Genomic DNA, 18,300 nt, shown 5'->3' with positions numbered 1-18,300 from the left:
ATATTGGTGATTAATTACAAAACAATAAAATTTGTTATTATTTTAATTTTGCCTTTACTACTGGTTTTTTCTTCACAGTAGATTTTTTAGTTGCTGGTTTTTTCGCAACTGCCTTCTTTGGTTTTTCTTTAAAAGCATTTTTATCCTGAGCTGTAATCCATTGTTTCACTTCCTCCAAAACAACTTCTTTTAAATCCTCAACTTCATATTTTTCACCCGCCTTTGTCCTTGGGATTTTATGAATATTTTTTCCGTGCTTGATAATCGGACCCCATCTTGCATTTTCAATAGAAATTTTTTCCGCTTCCCATTGCTGAATATACCTGTTAGCTTCTTTTTCTAATTTAGCATCAATTAATTCCTGAATATCGTTTTGAGATAAATTTTCAAAATTATAACGCTTCGGAACATTGATGAAAATACCTTTATACTTAATGAAAGGTCCAAATCTTCCCGTTCCTTTTGTCACAGGCTCTTCTTTATAAGTTGTGATTGGTGCGTCTGTCTCTTTTTTTTCTTCAATAATTTCGATGGCTTTTTCGTCATTCACAGAAAATGGATCCATACCTTTTGGAATACTTATAAATGCTTCGCCCCATTTCACGTAAGGTCCAAATCTTCCCACACCAACTAAAACTTTTTCACCTTCATAATCGTTTAAATCAAAAGGGATTTTAAATAATTCCAAAGCTTCGTCAAAAGTTAAAGTGACAATATTTTGATTTGCCATCAAACTTGCAAAAGTTGGTTTTTCTTCATCATCTTGCTCTCCAATTTGCACCATTGGTCCAAATCTTCCGATTCTCGCATACACATTTTTACCAGATTTTGGATCTTTTCCTAAAAGTCGTTCCCCATTTGCGCGCTCTGCATTTTCCTGCACATCCTCAATTCTTGGATGAAAGTCTTTATAAAAAGTTTGTAAAGTCTCCTTCCATTTTTCAGTTCCTTTCGCAATATCATCAAAGTTCTGCTCAACTTTTGCAGTAAAACCGTAATCTAAAATTTCGGCAAAATTAGCAGTTAGAAAATCAGTTACTACTTCTCCAATATCGGTCGGAACAAATTTATTTTTATCACCACCAAATTTTTCCTCTAAAATTTCTTTCGTTAAAGTTTTCGTTAAAGTTAACTTTGAAATTTCACGAGTTTGAGGTTCTATCTCACGCTTGTCAACATATTCTCTATTTTGAATTGTCTGAATAGTTGGTGCATATGTTGAAGGTCTTCCAATCCCAAGTTCTTCTAATTTTTTTACCAAACCTGCTTCCGTATATCTTGCCGCAGGACGGGTAAATTTTTGAGTTGCAGTAATTTTTTTATAACTTAGAATCTCACCAATGGTCACTTTTGGTAATAATTTACTGTTATCCTCCGCATCTTCATCATCATTTTTTTCAATACCGTACGCTTTTAAAAAGCCCTCAAAAATGATCACTTCACCAACTGCTTCGAAATGTTGGGGTAATTTCGGATTACCAATTTCAATAACCGTTTTCTCAATTTTAGCATTTGCCATTTGCGATGCTAAAGTTCGGCGATAAATAAGTTGGTATAATTTATTTAATAGCGCATCTGGCACTGATTTTAAACTAAAATCAGTAGGCCTGATTGCCTCGTGCGCTTCCTGAGCAGAAGCAGATTTCGTTGTAAATTTTTTTGGATTAGAAAATTCCTTTCCAAATTCAGAAATAATTTGTGATTTTGCCCCATTTATTGCTTCTTCAGAAAGATTAACAGAATCAGTTCTCATGTAAGTGATAAAACCCTCTTCATATAATCTTTGCGCAATTCGCATCGTATTAGTTACGTTGTAACCCAATCTGTTAGACGCTTCCTGCTGTAAAGTTGAAGTGGTAAAAGGTGCAGATGCAGAACGAATTCCAGGTTTTTTCTCAACATTTAAAACCTTAAATTCTGTATCTTTTGCTAAATTTAAAAAATCTTCTGCTTCATTTTCAACATAAAAATCTTTCTTTAATTTAGATAAAATATCCTGATTTTCTTTGTTCAGGAATGTCCCTTCAACCTTATAAGATGAAGAAGATTGGAAGTCGCGAATTTCTTTTTCACGTTCTACAACTAATCTTAATGCAACTGACTGCACCCTTCCTGCAGATAACCCGGTTTTTACTTTTCGCCATAAAACAGGTGACATTTCAAAACCAACAATTCTGTCCAAAATCCGTCTTGCTTGCTGCGCATTAACTAAATTTTGATCTATTTTTCTTGGATTTTCTATGGCCTTTAAAATCGCATTTTTTGTAATTTCATGGAAAACTATTCTTCTTGTCTGTTCTTCTTTTAATTTTAATTCCTGTGCCAAATGCCAGGAAATCGCCTCACCTTCGCGATCCTCGTCCGAAGCTAGCCAAATAATATCTGCTTTTTTAGCTGCGGCTTTCAATTCTGCAACTAATTTTTTCTTGTCTGCAGACACCTCATATTCCGGTGTGAAAGTTTCAAGATCAATGCCCATTCCTTTTTTAGGTAAATCTCTGATGTGTCCAAAACTGGATTTCACCTCATAATCACTTCCCAAATATTTCTGGATTGTTTTTGCTTTAGCGGGAGATTCTACAATTACGAGATTTTTTGACATAGACGAAATTTTTGCAAAAGTAGAAGTTTTTTTTTACACGGGAATTTTTTATGACATTTAATAATCGTTACCTTTATTTGTAGTTATACATCTCTCCTTGATGATTAAGAAATTTGAACTAAATTTTTGGCAAAAAATTTGAACTAAATAAATAATTAATCAGTTAAAAAAAAATTCATTTTTGAAGAACTTTATTAAAAATACCTTTCAGAGTCAAAAAGTTTTTTTTCGGTATATGCGGAAGAAAGGTTTTAGAAGATTTTTGAAAGAAAATATTCTCGAAAGCGACGGGAGTAACAAAACAAAAGCACTTTCCGTAGCTCTAGGCGTCTTTGTGGGCTTGACTCCCCTTTGGGGTTTTCATACCGTGATCGTTATTTTTTTAGCCAGCTATTTCAAACTCAATAAAGTTTTATCTTACATGAGTACCCACGTCAGTTTTCCTGTTTTTCTTCCTTTCATCATAGCGATTTGCCTGTATGTTGGAGGACATTTTCTAGGAGACTCTATTGATTTTTCTAATGAAGAAATGAATTTTGCATTTGTAAAAGAACATCTTTTGCAATATATTGTTGGAAGTTCTATCTTAGCAGTTTTCGCTTCTATAATATTTGGTTCAATCACCTATTTTTTTCTCGAGATCTTCAAAAATAAATAGAATTTCGAACGTTATTTAAAAATTAATCTTACTCTATTAATGAAAAACGCCTCACAAAATAAAATTAGAATAATCGCATTTTTAGTCTTCATTCTTACTTTAATTTTTATGTTTTCTAATTTTATTTTAATTCCAATTTTTCTTACAGTTGATTTTGCACTGCGTGGTTTCAACGCGAGTAAATTCAGTATTTTATCGGTGATTTCTTCTAAAATTGTTAAATTTCTTCCCTATGCCGAAAAACCAGTATTCTTTCCACCAAAACAGTTTGCCGCAAAAATTGGGTTGGTTTTTTCGATTTCTTTAATTATTTTTTATTTTCTAAATTTAAATTCAATTATTATTACCTCCATTTTAGCATTTTTTGCAGCAATGGAAGCGTTCTTTAATATTTGTATGGGCTGCATCGTTTTTAATAAATATCAAGAAATGAAAATTAAATACTCGAAAAATTAAATACTTTCGGAATTATTTTTCACAAAATATGTCACCTAGAACTCCATTTATTTTTGTTTCTGAAGTGATTTAAAAATTATCTAAAAATCCGTACCTTCGCGCCTTATTTTTAACCATAGAAATTAAAATTGATGAGTCAATTTACCGAATATAAAGGTCTGAATCTTACTGCAATAGCCAACAATATTTCTGAATTTTGGAAAGAAAACCGCACTTTCGAAAAATCTGTAGAAATGCGCTCTGGAAAACCAGAATATGTTTTTTACGAAGGACCTCCTTCCGCCAACGGAATGCCAGGAATTCACCACGTAATGGCGAGAGCGTTGAAAGATATTTTTTGCCGCTACCAAACGCAACAAGGAAAACAGGTTTTTAGAAAAGCGGGTTGGGATACACATGGTTTACCAATCGAATTAGGCGTTGAAAAAGAATTAGGAATTACAAAAGAAGATATCGGAAAAACAATTTCAGTAGAAGATTATAATGATGCCTGCCGAAAAGCAGTTATGAAATACACCGATGTTTGGAATGATCTCACTGAAAAAATTGGTTACTGGGTGGATTTAAAAGATCCGTACATCACCTACGAACCAAAATATATGGAAACGGTTTGGTGGCTTTTAAAAGAACTTTACAAAAAAGATTTACTCTATAAAGGCTACACAATTCAGCCTTATTCTCCGGCTGCAGGAACTGGACTTTCTTCTCATGAATTGAATCAGCCAGGAACTTATCGCGATGTTTCTGATACAACGGTGACAGCACAATTCAAAGTAAAAAAAGAATCTACGAGTTTATTTAATGAAATTTCTGGTGATGTTCATATTTTAGCCTGGACAACCACGCCCTGGACTTTACCCTCTAACACTGCGCTTGCTGTGGGAAGAGATATTGAATATGTATTAGTTAAAACTTTTAACCAATATACTTTTGAACCAGTTACAGTTGTTTTGGCGAAAGTTTTATTAGAGAAAAATTTTGGTAAAAAATTCTCGGTTGAAACCGAAGCAGATTTTATAAATTATACTTCAGAAAGCAAAGTAATTCCTTACCAAATTTTAAAAGAATTTACTGGTGAAGATTTAGCGGGAACTACCTACGAACAATTAATTCCGTGGTTTTTACCCGCAGAAAATCCTGAAAATGCTTTTCGGATAATTATTGGTGATTTTGTAACGACTGAAGATGGAACTGGGATCGTGCACATTGCGCCTACTTTTGGTGCCGATGATGCAAGAGTTGGGAAAGAAAATAATATTTCACCACTTTTAATAAGAGATAAAAATGACAGTTTAGTTCCACTTGTGAACTTACAGGGAAAATTCATTAAAGGTGAAAATGTACCGGAATTGTTTGCTGATAAATTCATTAAAAACGAATATTACGCGATCGGAACAGCACCAGAAAAATCTTGGGACGTTGATTTAGCAATTCTTTTAAAAACAGAAAATAAGGCTTTTAAAGTTGAAAAATACATCCACAGCTATCCACATTGTTGGCGAACTGACAAACCGGTTTTGTATTATCCATTAGATTCTTGGTTTGTGAAAATGACGGCTGTAAAAAATCGTTTGGTGGAACTTAATGAGACCATCAACTGGAAACCGAAATCAACTGGTGAGGGAAGATTTGGAAATTGGTTGGCCAATGTTAATGATTGGAATTTATCGCGTTCCCGTTATTGGGGGATTCCTTTGCCAATTTGGCGCAGCGAAGATTTAAAGGAAGAAATTATTATCGGTTCGGTTGAAGAATTGATGAATGAAATCAATAAATCGGTTACTTCAGGTTTTATGAAAAATAATCCTTTTTCAAAATTTGAAGTGGGAAATATGTCTATTGAAAATTATTTGAATATTGATTTGCATAAAAATATTGTTGATCAAATTATTTTAGTTTCAACTTCTGCCAAAGCGATGAAGCGGGAAAGTGATTTAATTGATGTTTGGTTTGATAGCGGTTCAATGCCTTATGCGCAGCTTCATTATCCTTTTGAAAATAAGGAAATGATTGACGATAGAAAAGCTTTTCCCGCAGATTTTATAGCCGAAGGTGTGGATCAAACTCGTGGTTGGTTTTACACTTTACATGCAATTGCAACAGCAGTTTTTGACTCTGTAGCTTATAAAAATGTAATGTCAAATGGTTTAGTTTTAGATAAAAACGGCCAAAAAATGTCAAAAAGATTAGGCAATGCCGTTGATCCTTTTACAACTTTAGAAAAATATGGACCAGATGCGACACGTTGGTACATGATTTCTAACGCTAATCCGTGGGAAAATTTAAAATTTGATCTGGAAGGAATTGATGAAGTAAGAAGAAAATTTTTCGGAACGCTCTATAACACCTATTCATTTTTTGCGCTTTATGCCAATGTCGATCATTTTAATTATTCTGAAAAAGAGGTAGAAAACCGTCCGGAAATTGACCGTTGGATTTTATCAGAACTTAATATTTTGGTAAAAGAAGTGACGGTATTTTACAATGATTATGAACCAACTAAAGTGGCAAGAGCAATAAATACTTTTGTAAATGATAACTTAAGTAATTGGTATGTAAGACTTTGTCGTAGAAGATTCTGGAAAGGCGATTATTCTGAAGATAAAATTTCAGCGTATCAAACTCTATACACCTGTCTGGAAACTATCGCAAAAATTGCCGCGCCAATTGCACCATTTTTCATGGATCAATTGTATCAGGATTTAAATAACATTTCCGGTAAAAATCCTGCTCAATCGGTTCATTTAACGGATTTTCCGGAGATTAGCGAAGATTTAATTGATTTAAGTTTAGTTGAAAAAACACATTTAGCACAACAAATTACATCGATGGTTTTTTCATTGAGAAAAAAAGAAAACATTAGAGTAAGACAACCTTTACAGAAAGTGTTAATTCCAGTTTTAGACAAAAAATTAGAAGAGCAGATTTTAGCGGTTGAAGATTTAATTAAGAGTGAAGTAAACGTAAAAGAAATTCAATTAATCAACGCGGAAGAGGCATCGCATCTGATCATTAAGCAAATAAAACCTAACTTCAAAGTTCTAGGTGCAAGACTTGGCAAAGACATGAAAGACGTTGCAAATGCTATTTTAAGTTTAAATTCAGACGAAATTTCAAGTTTAGAAAAAAATGGATTAATGGATATTAATGGATTTCCTATCACTTTGGAAGAAGTAGAAATTTCCACAAAAGACATTCCAGGTTGGACGGTGATTTCTGATAATAAACTGACCGTTGCTTTAGACTTAACTTTAACGAAAGAGCTTAAGGCAGAAGGGATTGCAAGAGAATTTGTAAACCGTGTACAAACTATTAGAAAGGAGAAAAACTTTGATTTGACGGATAGAATTTTAATAGAAATTGAAGAAAACTGTCCTTTTAAAACAGAAATTTTAGACAATAAAAATTATATTTCTACCGAAGTATTGTCAGATGAAATAAAGGTTGTACTTTCACTCTCAATTTTTGAAAATATCGAGATTGACGAAGTGGAATTCAAAATAAATGTGAACAAAATTTAATGATTTAATTAATTTTAATAAATATAAATTAGTTTAATCTTTTTTTAATAAAATTGTAAAAATTACGAACATGACAGAAGATAGACAGAGATACAGCGATGGTGATTTAGAGGAATTTAAAGTTCTGATCCAAAGTAAAATAAATAAAGCAGAGCGGGATTTAATGCTTATTAGAGAAAGTTTCCTTAATGACAAAAATAATGGAACTGATGATACTTCACCAACATTCAAAGCTTTTGAAGAAGGTGCAGAAACTTTAAGCAAAGAGCAAAATTCTATACTTGCGGGAAGACAGGAAAAATTTCTTCGTGATCTAAAAAATGCGTTGATACGTATTCAAAATAAAACGTACGGTATTTGCCGCGTGACCGGAAAATTAATCGCAAAGGATCGGTTGAAAGCTGTTCCGCACGCTACTCTAAGTATTGAAGCAAAAAATATGCAGCGTTAAAATATTTATTTTTGATGTCAGAATTTATCATTCTTTTTATAATTGCACTAGTTATTTTTCTCTATTTTTTTCGAAATAGATTTTCGAAAATTTATAAACCGAAAGTAAAAGCAAGTTATACTATGGATGATCAATTTAACTCTGATAAACGAGAACGGGAAAAAGAAATCGATCTTTTACTGTCTAAAATGGGTAAAAATGGTAAAAAAGATTTGTCTGAAAAAGACCAAAAGCGTCTGGATGAATTATCAAAAAAATTAAACGTTTAAAATAATGGAATCTATAATTGTACATACTAAAAACGCGATGGAGCTTCAGGCTGTAAAAACCGTTTTAAAAGACATGAATATAGAATTTGAAAAATTTCACAAAAATACTTTTCACAATCAAAAGACTGTAAAAAAATTACATGATAAAAAGATTGAAAAAATTGTGAAAAAATCAAAACCAAAAGGATAGTAATGAAGAAAATAGCTTCAATCACAATTGTGATTTTATTGATCGATCAACTCACTAAATATTATATTAAAACTAATTTTTTCCTTGGTGAATCTCATAACATTTTTCCAGGGTTTAAATTTACTTTTGTGGAAAATCCAGGTATGGCCTATGGTTTTCATTTCGGCGGACTTTTCGGCAAATATTTTCTGGTTTTAGTACGGTTGGTTCTTATTGGTGGCATGATTTATTTGTTTAAAAAATGGCTGAAAGAAGGCAGTTCAAATTATCTTATTATTCCAATGTCAATGATCTTTGCAGGAGCGATCGGTAATTTGATTGACGGTATGTTTTACGGATTAATTTACGATTCTGGAACTGTCTATGTGGAAAATATTGGGCGATGGATCGATTATGACGGCGTTTCAAAACTTACACAATTTGGCCATGGCTACTCTACTTTTATGAAGGGCTGCGTGGTTGATATGTTTCATTTTCCCTTGGTAAATTGGGACGTACCGCAGGGTTGGCCGATAATTGGCGGTCATCACATCGAGTTTTTTAAATATATTTTTAATGTAGCGGATGCCGCAATTACAGTAGGCGCCATTTTACTGTTTATATTTAGAAAAAAAGCATTTCCCCAAGGATTGGAATTTTAAAAAATTCTGATAAAACTTTTTAATTTTGTTTGATTGATTGATCAGGCATTCTCATCAATTATTTTTTAAAAAATGCCAAGAATTCTCACCGGAATACAAGCAACTGGAACACCACATTTAGGAAATCTTTTGGGGGCCATTATTCCTGCAATCGAACTTTCTAAACAATCAGAAAATGAATCTTTTTTGTTTATCGCTAATCTACATTCTTTAACGCAAATTAAAAATGCAAAAGATTTAAAACAAAATACTTACGAAATTGCTGCAGCGTGGCTCGCTTGCGGTGTAAATACAGATAAAACTTTTTTTTATAGACAAAGTGACATTCCAGAAGTAACAGAACTTTCCTGGTATTTAAGTTGTTTTTATCCTTTTCAGAGATTGACTTTGGCACACAGTTTTAAAGACAAAGCCGACCGTTTAGAAGATGTAAACGCGGGACTTTTTACCTATCCTGTTTTGATGGCTGCAGATATTTTATTGTACGACGCAGAAGTTGTTCCCGTGGGAAAAGACCAGTTGCAACATTTGGAAATGGCGCGCGATATGGGCGCAAGATTTAATAATCAAATGGGTGAAATTTTTGTTTTGCCAAAAGCAGAATTACAGGAAGACACAAAATATGTTCCCGGAATTGACGGACAAAAAATGTCAAAATCCCGTGGAAATATTATCAATATTTTTCTTCCCGAGAAAGATTTAAAAAAGCAAGTAATGTCTATTGAAACGAATTCTAAAACTTTAGAAGAAGCAAAAGATCCAGAAACCGATAAAGTTTTTGCGATTTATAAATTGATTGCAACTACTGAAGAAACGCAAATTTTAAAGAACAAATATCTCGCAGGAAATTTCGGTTACGGACACGCAAAAAACGAATTATTAAATTTAATTCTCACAAAATATTCCAAAGAACGAGAATTGTTTAGTTATTACATGAATAATTTACCCGAATTAGAAGTAAAATTAAATGAAGGAGCCGCAAAAACTAAAAAAATTGCCGCAGAAACTTTAAAAAGAGTTCGAGATAGCCTGGGAGTTTAGATAAATAGACATTTTAATGAAAAAAAGATAGAAATTGAAATATTAATATTCCTAGATTTTTAAAGATAATCTTTAATTTCAATTAAATTTTCAATTCTTTTAATATCCTTTAAATCTGATTTTTCTTTAAAAACATCAAAGAAAATAACGTCTAAACCATAATTTTTTCCACCTTGAAAATCTGCAATCCAGTCATCTCCAATAAGAATTGACTCTTCTCTTTTGGCATTTGCTAAATTTAAGGCATAATCAAAAATCTTGGGGTTTGGTTTTCTCACATCAACTTCATCTGCAGAAGTAACAGTTTCAAAATAATGCGTCAGTTTTGCACCATCTATTTTTCGATGCGTCACTTCGTGAAAACCGTTAGTAATAATATGCAGTGGATAATTTTTATTTTTTAAATAATCTAAAATCTCAAAAGTCCCAGGAACAACTTCATTGAATGCAATAATTTCATCTAAAAAATGATGCTCAAATTTCTGTGAGAGTTCAAAATCATCAATGTTAAATCTTAAAAAAGTATCGTAAAAACGATGTTTTTGCAGGTGTTCTTTATCAATTTTTTCATCTCTTATTTTCGCCCACAAATCTTCATTTACGATGTCATAAGCTGTGTGAAAATCTTCAAAGTTGATATGGTGAACTTCTTCTACTTCATACCTTTTAAACAGGATGTCTAAAGTAAGTCTTGCGTTTTTGCGATGATCCCAAAGGGTATTGTCTAAATCAAAAAAAATGTGCTCTATTTTCATAAGGCACAAATTTAATATTTTAAAAGTTAGTTTAATTCTTGGAAATTAAATATTTTTTTGTTGTAGTTTTCAGAACAGTTAAACTTTTTGAAAATTGAAGTAGAAATAAGATCGTTTCTTTTTTTGGATAAAGCGTTTTGATCTTTAAAGTGTCGAAATTTTTCATAGGCTATTTTTAATGTAAATTTAAAACGTAGCCTTTTAAAATTTATTGTTATCTGGTTAAAATAATATTTTTTTCGTCCATTATTTTACGCAAGTTAATCAACGCATAACGAACTCTACCTAATGTTGTATTGATACTGGAATCTGTTTGGTCTGCAATTTCTTTAAAACTTAAACCATCAAAAAAACGCAGCTTTATAACTTCTTGTTGGTTTTCTGGCAAATGCACCAAAAGGTCTAATAAATCTGAATTTATTTGTTCACTAATCATCTTTTCTTCAATGTTTTCATCTTGTACCTGAAGTGTATCGAAAATTGAATATTCATCGTTATCATAAGTCGTTTCAGACACCTTAAAATGTTTAGATTTTAAACGGAAATGATCAATTACTAAGTTGTGCGCAATTCTCTTTGCCCACAACACAAATTTTCCCTGATCATTATATCTTCCATTTTTAAGCGTTACGATAATTTTCATAAATGTATCCTGAAAAATATCATTAGCCAGATCCTCATCCATTATTTTATAGAAAATGTAAGTGTAAAGATCTTTTTGATGACGGGAAATAAGAAAATTTAAAGATTTCTCACAGCCATTTTGGTAAGAATCTATCAACTGACTATCGGTATAGGTATTCATTTTATTCTTCTTTAGTTAAATCCAAAAGTCGATCACAACGCTTTGTGAAAATCAATTTTTAGCAATTAGGAAGTAGAATTATACGATAGATGTATTTTTGAATTGGTTGTAAAAATACAAAAAAAGTTAACACTATGTTAAAAAAATTAAAATTTATTGATATTTTTTAATTTTAATTTAACAAATCGCGGATCATTACCAAAGGAATATTGATGGTGAAATTGAGATTAAAACCCTTCAATTCCTTTCCATTAATGGTTTGACCAGAAAAAGGAAATGCATAACCACCAGTTAGATCAATAATTCCAAACAAAGTGGCGCCTATTTTTGGTGCGACATATTTGGAGGTGATTTCTGCGCCCGCTAAAAAATAATAAGCGTGATAGAGATCAACATTTTTTTCTGTATTAATTAAAATGTCACCATGTAATTTAGGTAGAATTGCAAACTTAGAATTTGTACTGCCAATCATGGCAGACGCGCCCAATCTATAAATCAAATCGTCGCTTTTTAGAAATAATAAGCATCCGCCCAACTCGACAAAACTTTGATTCTGGTATACATAGCCCACTTGTATCATTTTATGCGTGGTATATTGCGCACTGAAACTTTGACTCAAAAAAAAGAAACCGAAAGCTAATATTAAACGTTTTATCATTTACAAATTAATTAATTATAAAGTTAATTAAAAAAACAGCTTTATGAAATATCATAAAGCTGCAGAAATTTTATAAATTAAATTCTTTCTTTATGTCGTCTATCCTGTCCAATTTTTCCCAGGTAAAAAACTCTAAATCTTTTACTACCACATTTTCACCAGATGCATTTTTAAAAGTCTTATCACCGATGTAATAATCTCTTCCCATGTGCCCATAAGAGGCAGTTTCCTGATAAATAGGATTTCTTAATTTTAGATTTTGTTCTATAGCATAAGGTCTAAGATCAAATATTTTTTGAATTTTTCTACCTATTTCACCATCAGTTAATTTCACTTTAGCAGTTCCTTTTGTGTCTACAAAAAGACCACAAGGCTCAGCAACACCAATTGCATAAGAAACCTGAACTAAAACCTCATCTGCAACTCCCGCTGCCACAAGGTTCTTCGCGATGTGCCGTGTAGCATATGCCGCACTTCTGTCCACCTTAGAAGGATCTTTTCCTGAAAAAGCTCCACCACCATGCGCCCCTTTTCCACCGTACGTGTCTACTATAATTTTTCTGCCTGTAAGACCTGTATCTCCGTGTGGACCGCCAATTACAAATTTTCCAGTGGGATTAATGTGGAATTTAATGTCGGAATTAAATAATTTCTGAATTTCTGGCTTTTGCTTTTCTTTTACGATTGGAATTAGCATTTCTACCAAATCTTTTCGGATTTTTGAAAGCATCGCTTCTTCACTTGCAAAATCATCGTGCTGCGTAGAAATAACAATACTGTCAATTCTCACGGGTTTGTGATCATCAGAATATTCTATAGTTACTTGGCTTTTTGCATCAGGGCGTAGATATTTAATCGCATTATCATTTTTTCTAAAATTTGACAGCTCCTTTAGAATAGTATGTGCCAAATCTAAAGCTAAAGGCATATAATTTTCTGTTTCATTAGTTGCATAACCGAACATCATTCCCTGATCGCCTGCGCCTTGCGCATTTGCCCGCGTTTCAAAATTAGCTTCATTTTTTATTCTGTCTACGCCTTGATTAATATCAGGTGACTGCTCATGTATACAAGAAATTACACCGCAAGAATCGCCATTAAACATATACTCACTTTTTGTGTAACCAATTTTATTGATGACTTCACGTGCAATTTGTTGAACATCCAAATAAGCTTTAGACTTTACCTCGCCCGCCAAAATGACTTGTCCGGTCGTTACTAAAGTTTCACAAGCAACTTTCGATTCTCTGTCAAAAGCTAAAAAATTATCAATTAAAGCGTCTGAGATTTGATCTGCTATTTTATCTGGATGACCTTCAGATACTGATTCAGAAGTGAATAGATAGGACATAAATTTATATTTTTTTTAAAATTAATTAAGAAAAATTTTGAAAATAAAGACCTTTGAAAATGCTAAAATAGAAAATCTGTTTTAGCATTTTTTAGAGAGGTTGCAATCAGTTCAAATTTTCCTCGAAATTGTAAGTGCAAATCTATGTTTAATAATTTATATATTACCAACTTTTTAGCACTAATTTATAGATGCTTTTATGGCAACAAAATCCGCAGGAGCCTCGTAATAATTCAGTTTTTTCATCAATGATTTTTGAATTGAAATCACCAATTCGTCAATTATTTTCTGTTTATAAGTAGGTTTGTAGTAAATTACAGATATCTCTCTGAACGGAAAAGGCTTTGCAAATCTAGAGACTTTTTCCCGTTGCAAAGAAGATAGTTGATCAACTGCAATTTCCGGTAAAATAGTGATACCTCCCATTTTATCAACCATGTGAATCAGCGTATTAATATTAGACGCTACAAATTCTAAGTTTTTTGGCTTGGCTTTGTTTTCTTTTAACTGGCAAATAGTTTCAAACTGATTTCTCAGACAATTTCCTTCCTCTAAAAGCCATACTTTATCAACATCAATTTCTTCTGGCAAAACAAAAGAACCTTCCTTCGTTTTATTTCCGTCAGCAGAATAAATCATTAATTCCTCATTAATAATAAAACTTTGCGAAAATTCTTCGGCACCAGTGTAAGGTGTGGAAATTATGCCTGCATCCAATTCCCCAGTTTTTAAAGCTTTTATAATATTATCGGTTGTCATTTCCTTTACGTTCAACTCAATTTTGTCATTTTTATTAATAAAATCAAAAATTTCAGTTGGGATTAAGGAGCCAGAAACGGTTGGAATGATACCTAAATTTAATTTTCCACCGAGAATATTTTTTAGCACATTTGCTTTATTCCGAAGTTCCATAACGCCATCTATAATCAAAGTCGCCTGCTTAATAATTTCCGCGCCTATATCAGTCGTTCTAATAGGATGCGTGGTTCGGTCAAAGATTTTCACATCCAGTTCTTCCTCAAACTTCTGAATCATCGCGCTCAAAGTGGGCTGTGTAATAAAACAGGATTGCGCCGCTTTTCCAAAGTGTTTGAATTTATTTACTGCGATAAGATATTCCAACTGCTGTATGTTCATTTAATTTATTTTATCTATTACAAATATAATTATGTTTTTAGAATTTCATACCTTTAAATCAAACTATATAGTAAATTTGTTCACACTTAAAATTCTACTCATGGATTCTAAAAAATTAACAAGCGGAACAGGCGTTCCTTATTCTGATCATGAAAATTCACAATCCGTCGGGGAACGCGGACCATTACTATTACAGGATTTTATTTTGCAGGAAAATTTAGCACATTTTGTTAGAGAGCGAACACCGGAAAGAGTTGTTAATGCTAAAGGTAGCGGCGCATATGGTTCATTTACGGTAACACATGATATTTCAAAATATACTAAGGCAAAATTATTTTCAAAAGTTGGAAATAGTTGTAAATTATTTGCAAGATTTTCTACGGTAGCGGGGGAAAAAGGAAGCGCCGATACAGAAAGAGATCCGCGGGGCTTTGCTTTAAAGTTTTACACCGAAGATGGTAACTGGGATTTAGTCGGAAACAATACTCCTGTTTTTTTTATAAAAGATGCAAAAAAATTTCCAGATTTTATCCATACACAAAAAAGAATTCCAAAAACGAACTTACGTGATAAAACGGTAATGTGGGATTTCTGGAGTTTGAATCCTGAGAGTTTACACCAGGTTTTAATTGTAATGTCACAACGCGGAACTCCTCATGGACACAGGCATATGCATGGTTTTGGCTCGCATACATTTTCGATGATCAATGAAAACAATGAGAGAGTGTGGGTGAAATTCCATTTTAAAACACAACAAGGAATTAAAAATTTTACAGCGCAAGATGCTATAAAAATGAAAGGTGAAAACCCGGATTTTGCACAGGAAGATTTGGTAAATGCAATAGAAAAAGGTGATTTTCCGAAATGGAAAATGTATATCCAAGTGATGACTGAAGAACAAGCAAAAGAATTCCGCTGGAATCCGTTTGATGTAACAAAAGTTTGGTTTCAAGACGAGTATCCTTTAATAGAAGTCGGTGTAATGGAATTAAATGAAATTCCAAATAATTATTTTGCTCATGTCGAACAAGCTGCTTTTGCACCCAGCAATTTAATTAACGGTATAAGTTTTAGTCCCGATAAAATGTTGCAAGGAAGATTATTTTCTTATGCAGATGCGGCAAGGTATAGAATTGGAGTAAATGGAAATCAACTGGAAGTAAATAGATGTCCGATTGGTTTTAATAATTTTCAGCGGGATGGCTTTATGGCTGATTCCAGTCAATACCAAGATACACCAAATTATTTCCCTAATAGTTTTGGTAATGTTAAACCAGATGAAAAATACAAGAATTTTGAATATGATTTAGACAGTCTTCATGTTGCAAACTTCAACAGAAATGAAAATGACGATGATCATTACACGCAACCAGGCTTACTTTACACCAAAGCAATGAATCCTGAGGCTCGACAAAATCTAATTGATAATATCGTAGATCATATGAGCGGAATAAAAGGGCCTAAAAAAGATGAAATTATAAACCGTCAATTGTGTCATTTCTTCCGCGCAAATATAGAATTAGGGATGAAAATCGCTCAGAAATTGCAAATTGAGATTGACGCAAATATGATGAGTCACACTTCAAATTAAACTGTAAAATATTTAAAGTCCTCACTTCAAATAAACTGCTTCTAATTATAAATATAAAAAAATGAATTATCAATTTCTTAATCTCTCAGAAGAAAACTTTATAACGACTATCCAAATCAATAAACCTGAAAGTTTGAACGCTTTAAACAAACAAATTATTGAGGAATTAAGTGACGCTTTTTCAAACCAAGAAAAAAACAAAAATTGCCGCGTTATTATTTTAACCGGTCAAGGTCAAAAATCCTTCGTCGCCGGTGCTGATATAAAGGAATTTAGTGATCTTGGTTCTTCTAACGCAGAAAATCTAGCACGAACCGGACAAGATAAATTATTTAATAAAATTGAAAATTTAAAAAAACCAGTTATTGCGGCGGTTAACGGCTTTGCTCTAGGAGGCGGTTTAGAATTGGCGATGAGTTGCCATATTCGTTACGCTTCAGATAATGCAAAATTGGGTTTACCGGAAGTTACTTTAGGTTTGATTCCGGGTTATGGCGGTACCCAAAGACTTCCAAAATTAGTAGGGAAAGGATGGGCAAATGAGATGATCTTTTCCGCTAAAATGATAACAGCGGATAGAGCAAAAGAAATTGGTTTGGTGAATGAAGTGTTCAGCAGCGAGACACTTCTGGAAGAATGTAAAAATTTAGCAAAAATTATTGCAAGAAATTCTCCTTTAGCAATCGAAAAAGCTATAAAATCAGTAAATCTATCTGATACCGCAGATGGCTTTGAAACTGAAATAAAATCGTTCGGAGAATTGTTTGATTTAGATGATAAAAAAGAAGGTGTAGCAGCGTTTTTGGAAAAAAGAAAACCTAATTTTTAAATGACAGAAGTAACAAAATTCGATATTGCCTATCTTAAAATGGCATTGGAATGGGGAAAACTTTCTTATTGTGAACGAAAAAAAGTAGGTGCATTAATTGTAAAAGACAGAATGATCATTTCTGATGGATACAATGGAACGCCGTCTGGTTTTGAAAATTGCTGTGAAGATAAAGACGGAAATACACTTTGGTATGTTTTACACGCTGAAGCAAATGCAATTTTAAAATTGGCATCAAGCACACAATCTGCGAAAGATTCCACGCTTTATATCACATTATCACCTTGCAAACAATGCAGCAAACTTATTCTACAGGCCGGCATTAAAAAATTGGTTTACATAGAAGATTATTCAGATTTTGATGGAATTTCTTTTTTAAAAGAACATGATATAGAAATTCTTAAAATTGATAAAAGCCATTTATTTTAAATTTAAAAAAATGGAATGGAAGGAACAAATTAAAGAATTTGAAGATTATTTAAGATTAGAGAAAAATTTTTCAAAGAATACTTTAGAAGCTTATTTAAGTGACATCAATAAAATAAAAGATTTCGCAATCGAAAATTTAGCGAATATTACACCGGAAAATATAACGTACGAGCATATTCAAGAATATTTATTCATACACAGTAAGCTGAAGTTTAGTGAGCGGTCACAAGCGAGGTGGATTTCTTCGTTAAAATCCTTCTTTAAATATTTAGTTGAAGAAGATATTAGAACAGACAATCCGACAACTTTATTGGAAGGTCCTAAACTCGGTTTTTATTTACCTGACACGCTTTCGGAAAATAATATTGAAAAAATAGTAAATTCCATTGATCGGAGTTCTATTTTGGGACAAAGAAATTACTGTATTTTAGAAGTCCTATACGGCTGCGGGCTGCGCGTGTCAGAACTGGTAGATTTAAAGATTTCTAATATTAATTTTAAGGAAAATTATCTGCGAGTTGATGGCAAAGGCGATAAAACGCGTTTCGTCCCATTTACCGATTTCACTGGGAAAGTTCTTGCAGACTATATTCTAAATGTGCGTACCAAAATTGAAGTTCAAAAAAAATATGAGGATTTTGTTTTTTTAAACAGACGAGGTTCATCCATGTCACGCGTTATGGTTTTCATTATTATAAAGGAATTAGCAGAAAAAGCAGGTTTTATCAAGAAAATATCACCGCATACTTTTAGGCATTCTTTTGCAACACATTTACTTCAGAATGGAGCTGATCTTAGATACATTCAGGAGTTGCTTGGTCACTCGAGTATTACAACGACAGAAATATATACACATTTAAAGACAGAAGAACTTCGCGAAGTCATTATTAATTGCCATCCGAGAAATATCTAAATT

At 32.6% G+C, this 18,300-nt stretch carries 19 protein-coding genes; 12 read left to right on the top strand and 7 right to left on the bottom strand.

The window, feature by feature from the left end; genetic code table 11:
* Positions 1-37: 37 nt before the first annotated feature.
* Complete coding sequence (gene topA, locus ACVBED_RS01185) at positions 38-2,602, bottom strand: type I DNA topoisomerase (RefSeq protein ID WP_447120753.1); 2,565 nt, start codon at positions 2,600-2,602, stop codon at positions 38-40.
* Positions 2,603-2,837: 235 nt separating this feature from the next.
* Between topA and ACVBED_RS01180 the strand changes: the two genes are divergently transcribed.
* The 8 genes from ACVBED_RS01180 (at position 2,838) to trpS (ending at position 9,829) form a co-directional block, all read left to right on the top strand.
* Positions 2,838-3,260, top strand: a complete 423-nt coding sequence (locus tag ACVBED_RS01180) for a DUF2062 domain-containing protein (protein ID WP_447120752.1) — start codon at positions 2,838-2,840, stop codon at positions 3,258-3,260.
* 39 nt (positions 3,261-3,299) lie between these two features.
* Positions 3,300-3,716, top strand: coding sequence for a DUF4395 domain-containing protein (locus ACVBED_RS01175; protein WP_447120751.1), 417 nt, complete (start codon positions 3,300-3,302; stop codon positions 3,714-3,716).
* Between the two features lie 131 nt (positions 3,717-3,847).
* Complete coding sequence (gene ileS, locus ACVBED_RS01170; RefSeq protein WP_447120750.1) at positions 3,848-7,237, top strand: isoleucine--tRNA ligase; 3,390 nt, start codon at positions 3,848-3,850, stop codon at positions 7,235-7,237.
* Between the two features lie 70 nt (positions 7,238-7,307).
* Positions 7,308-7,688: a TraR/DksA family transcriptional regulator gene (locus tag ACVBED_RS01165; RefSeq protein ID WP_447120749.1), complete on the top strand. Its 381-nt coding sequence runs from the start codon at positions 7,308-7,310 to the stop codon at positions 7,686-7,688.
* 14 nt (positions 7,689-7,702) lie between these two features.
* Positions 7,703-7,957: a DUF6576 domain-containing protein gene (locus ACVBED_RS01160; protein ID WP_447120748.1), complete on the top strand. Its 255-nt coding sequence runs from the start codon at positions 7,703-7,705 to the stop codon at positions 7,955-7,957.
* Positions 7,958-7,961: 4 nt separating this feature from the next.
* Positions 7,962-8,147: a DUF2683 family protein gene (locus ACVBED_RS01155; RefSeq protein WP_447120747.1), complete on the top strand. Its 186-nt coding sequence runs from the start codon at positions 7,962-7,964 to the stop codon at positions 8,145-8,147.
* 2 nt (positions 8,148-8,149) lie between these two features.
* Entirely contained in the window at positions 8,150-8,788 is a 639-nt protein-coding gene (locus ACVBED_RS01150) for a lipoprotein signal peptidase (protein ID WP_447120746.1), read from the top strand.
* A 72-nt stretch (positions 8,789-8,860) separates the two neighbouring features.
* Positions 8,861-9,829, top strand: coding sequence for a tryptophan--tRNA ligase (gene trpS / locus ACVBED_RS01145; RefSeq protein WP_447120745.1), 969 nt, complete (start codon positions 8,861-8,863; stop codon positions 9,827-9,829).
* A 59-nt stretch (positions 9,830-9,888) separates the two neighbouring features.
* Here the strand turns inward: trpS and ACVBED_RS01140 are convergent, their stop codons facing one another.
* From ACVBED_RS01140 to ACVBED_RS01115, 6 genes are all read right to left on the bottom strand, one after another.
* On the bottom strand, positions 9,889-10,584 hold the full coding sequence (locus ACVBED_RS01140) for a YjjG family noncanonical pyrimidine nucleotidase (protein ID WP_447120744.1): 696 nt from the start codon (positions 10,582-10,584) through the stop codon (positions 9,889-9,891).
* A 31-nt stretch (positions 10,585-10,615) separates the two neighbouring features.
* Positions 10,616-10,750, bottom strand: coding sequence for a hypothetical protein (locus ACVBED_RS01135; RefSeq protein ID WP_473094374.1), 135 nt, complete (start codon positions 10,748-10,750; stop codon positions 10,616-10,618).
* Positions 10,751-10,798: 48 nt separating this feature from the next.
* Positions 10,799-11,389 (bottom strand): RNA polymerase sigma factor, encoded by a 591-nt coding sequence (locus tag ACVBED_RS01130; RefSeq protein ID WP_447120743.1) that lies wholly within the window; start codon positions 11,387-11,389, stop codon positions 10,799-10,801.
* Positions 11,390-11,561: 172 nt separating this feature from the next.
* Positions 11,562-12,047, bottom strand: a complete 486-nt coding sequence (locus ACVBED_RS01125; protein WP_473094373.1) for a hypothetical protein — start codon at positions 12,045-12,047, stop codon at positions 11,562-11,564.
* A 70-nt stretch (positions 12,048-12,117) separates the two neighbouring features.
* On the bottom strand, positions 12,118-13,398 hold the full coding sequence (metK, locus tag ACVBED_RS01120) for a methionine adenosyltransferase (protein ID WP_447120741.1): 1,281 nt from the start codon (positions 13,396-13,398) through the stop codon (positions 12,118-12,120).
* A gap of 180 nt (positions 13,399-13,578) precedes the next feature.
* The gene (locus tag ACVBED_RS01115) at positions 13,579-14,535 is read right to left on the bottom strand and encodes a hydrogen peroxide-inducible genes activator (RefSeq protein ID WP_447120740.1); all 957 of its coding nucleotides are present in this window, start codon (positions 14,533-14,535) and stop codon (positions 13,579-13,581) included.
* 100 nt (positions 14,536-14,635) lie between these two features.
* Between ACVBED_RS01115 and ACVBED_RS01110 the strand changes: the two genes are divergently transcribed.
* The 4 genes from ACVBED_RS01110 (at position 14,636) to xerD (ending at position 18,297) form a co-directional block, all read left to right on the top strand.
* The gene (locus tag ACVBED_RS01110; RefSeq protein WP_447120739.1) at positions 14,636-16,126 is read left to right on the top strand and encodes a catalase; all 1,491 of its coding nucleotides are present in this window, start codon (positions 14,636-14,638) and stop codon (positions 16,124-16,126) included.
* A 61-nt stretch (positions 16,127-16,187) separates the two neighbouring features.
* The gene (locus ACVBED_RS01105) at positions 16,188-16,955 is read left to right on the top strand and encodes an enoyl-CoA hydratase-related protein (protein ID WP_447120738.1); all 768 of its coding nucleotides are present in this window, start codon (positions 16,188-16,190) and stop codon (positions 16,953-16,955) included.
* Positions 16,956-17,384, top strand: a complete 429-nt coding sequence (locus tag ACVBED_RS01100) for a deoxycytidylate deaminase (RefSeq protein WP_447120737.1) — start codon at positions 16,956-16,958, stop codon at positions 17,382-17,384.
* Positions 17,385-17,394: 10 nt separating this feature from the next.
* On the top strand, positions 17,395-18,297 hold the full coding sequence (xerD, locus tag ACVBED_RS01095; protein ID WP_473094372.1) for a site-specific tyrosine recombinase XerD: 903 nt from the start codon (positions 17,395-17,397) through the stop codon (positions 18,295-18,297).
* Positions 18,298-18,300 lie beyond the last annotated feature (3 nt).

The sequence above is a fragment of the Halpernia sp. GG3 genome, from assembly GCF_052976925.2.
Note: the sequence above shows the minus strand (reverse complement) of the source record. Positions and strands in the feature narration are given on the sequence as shown.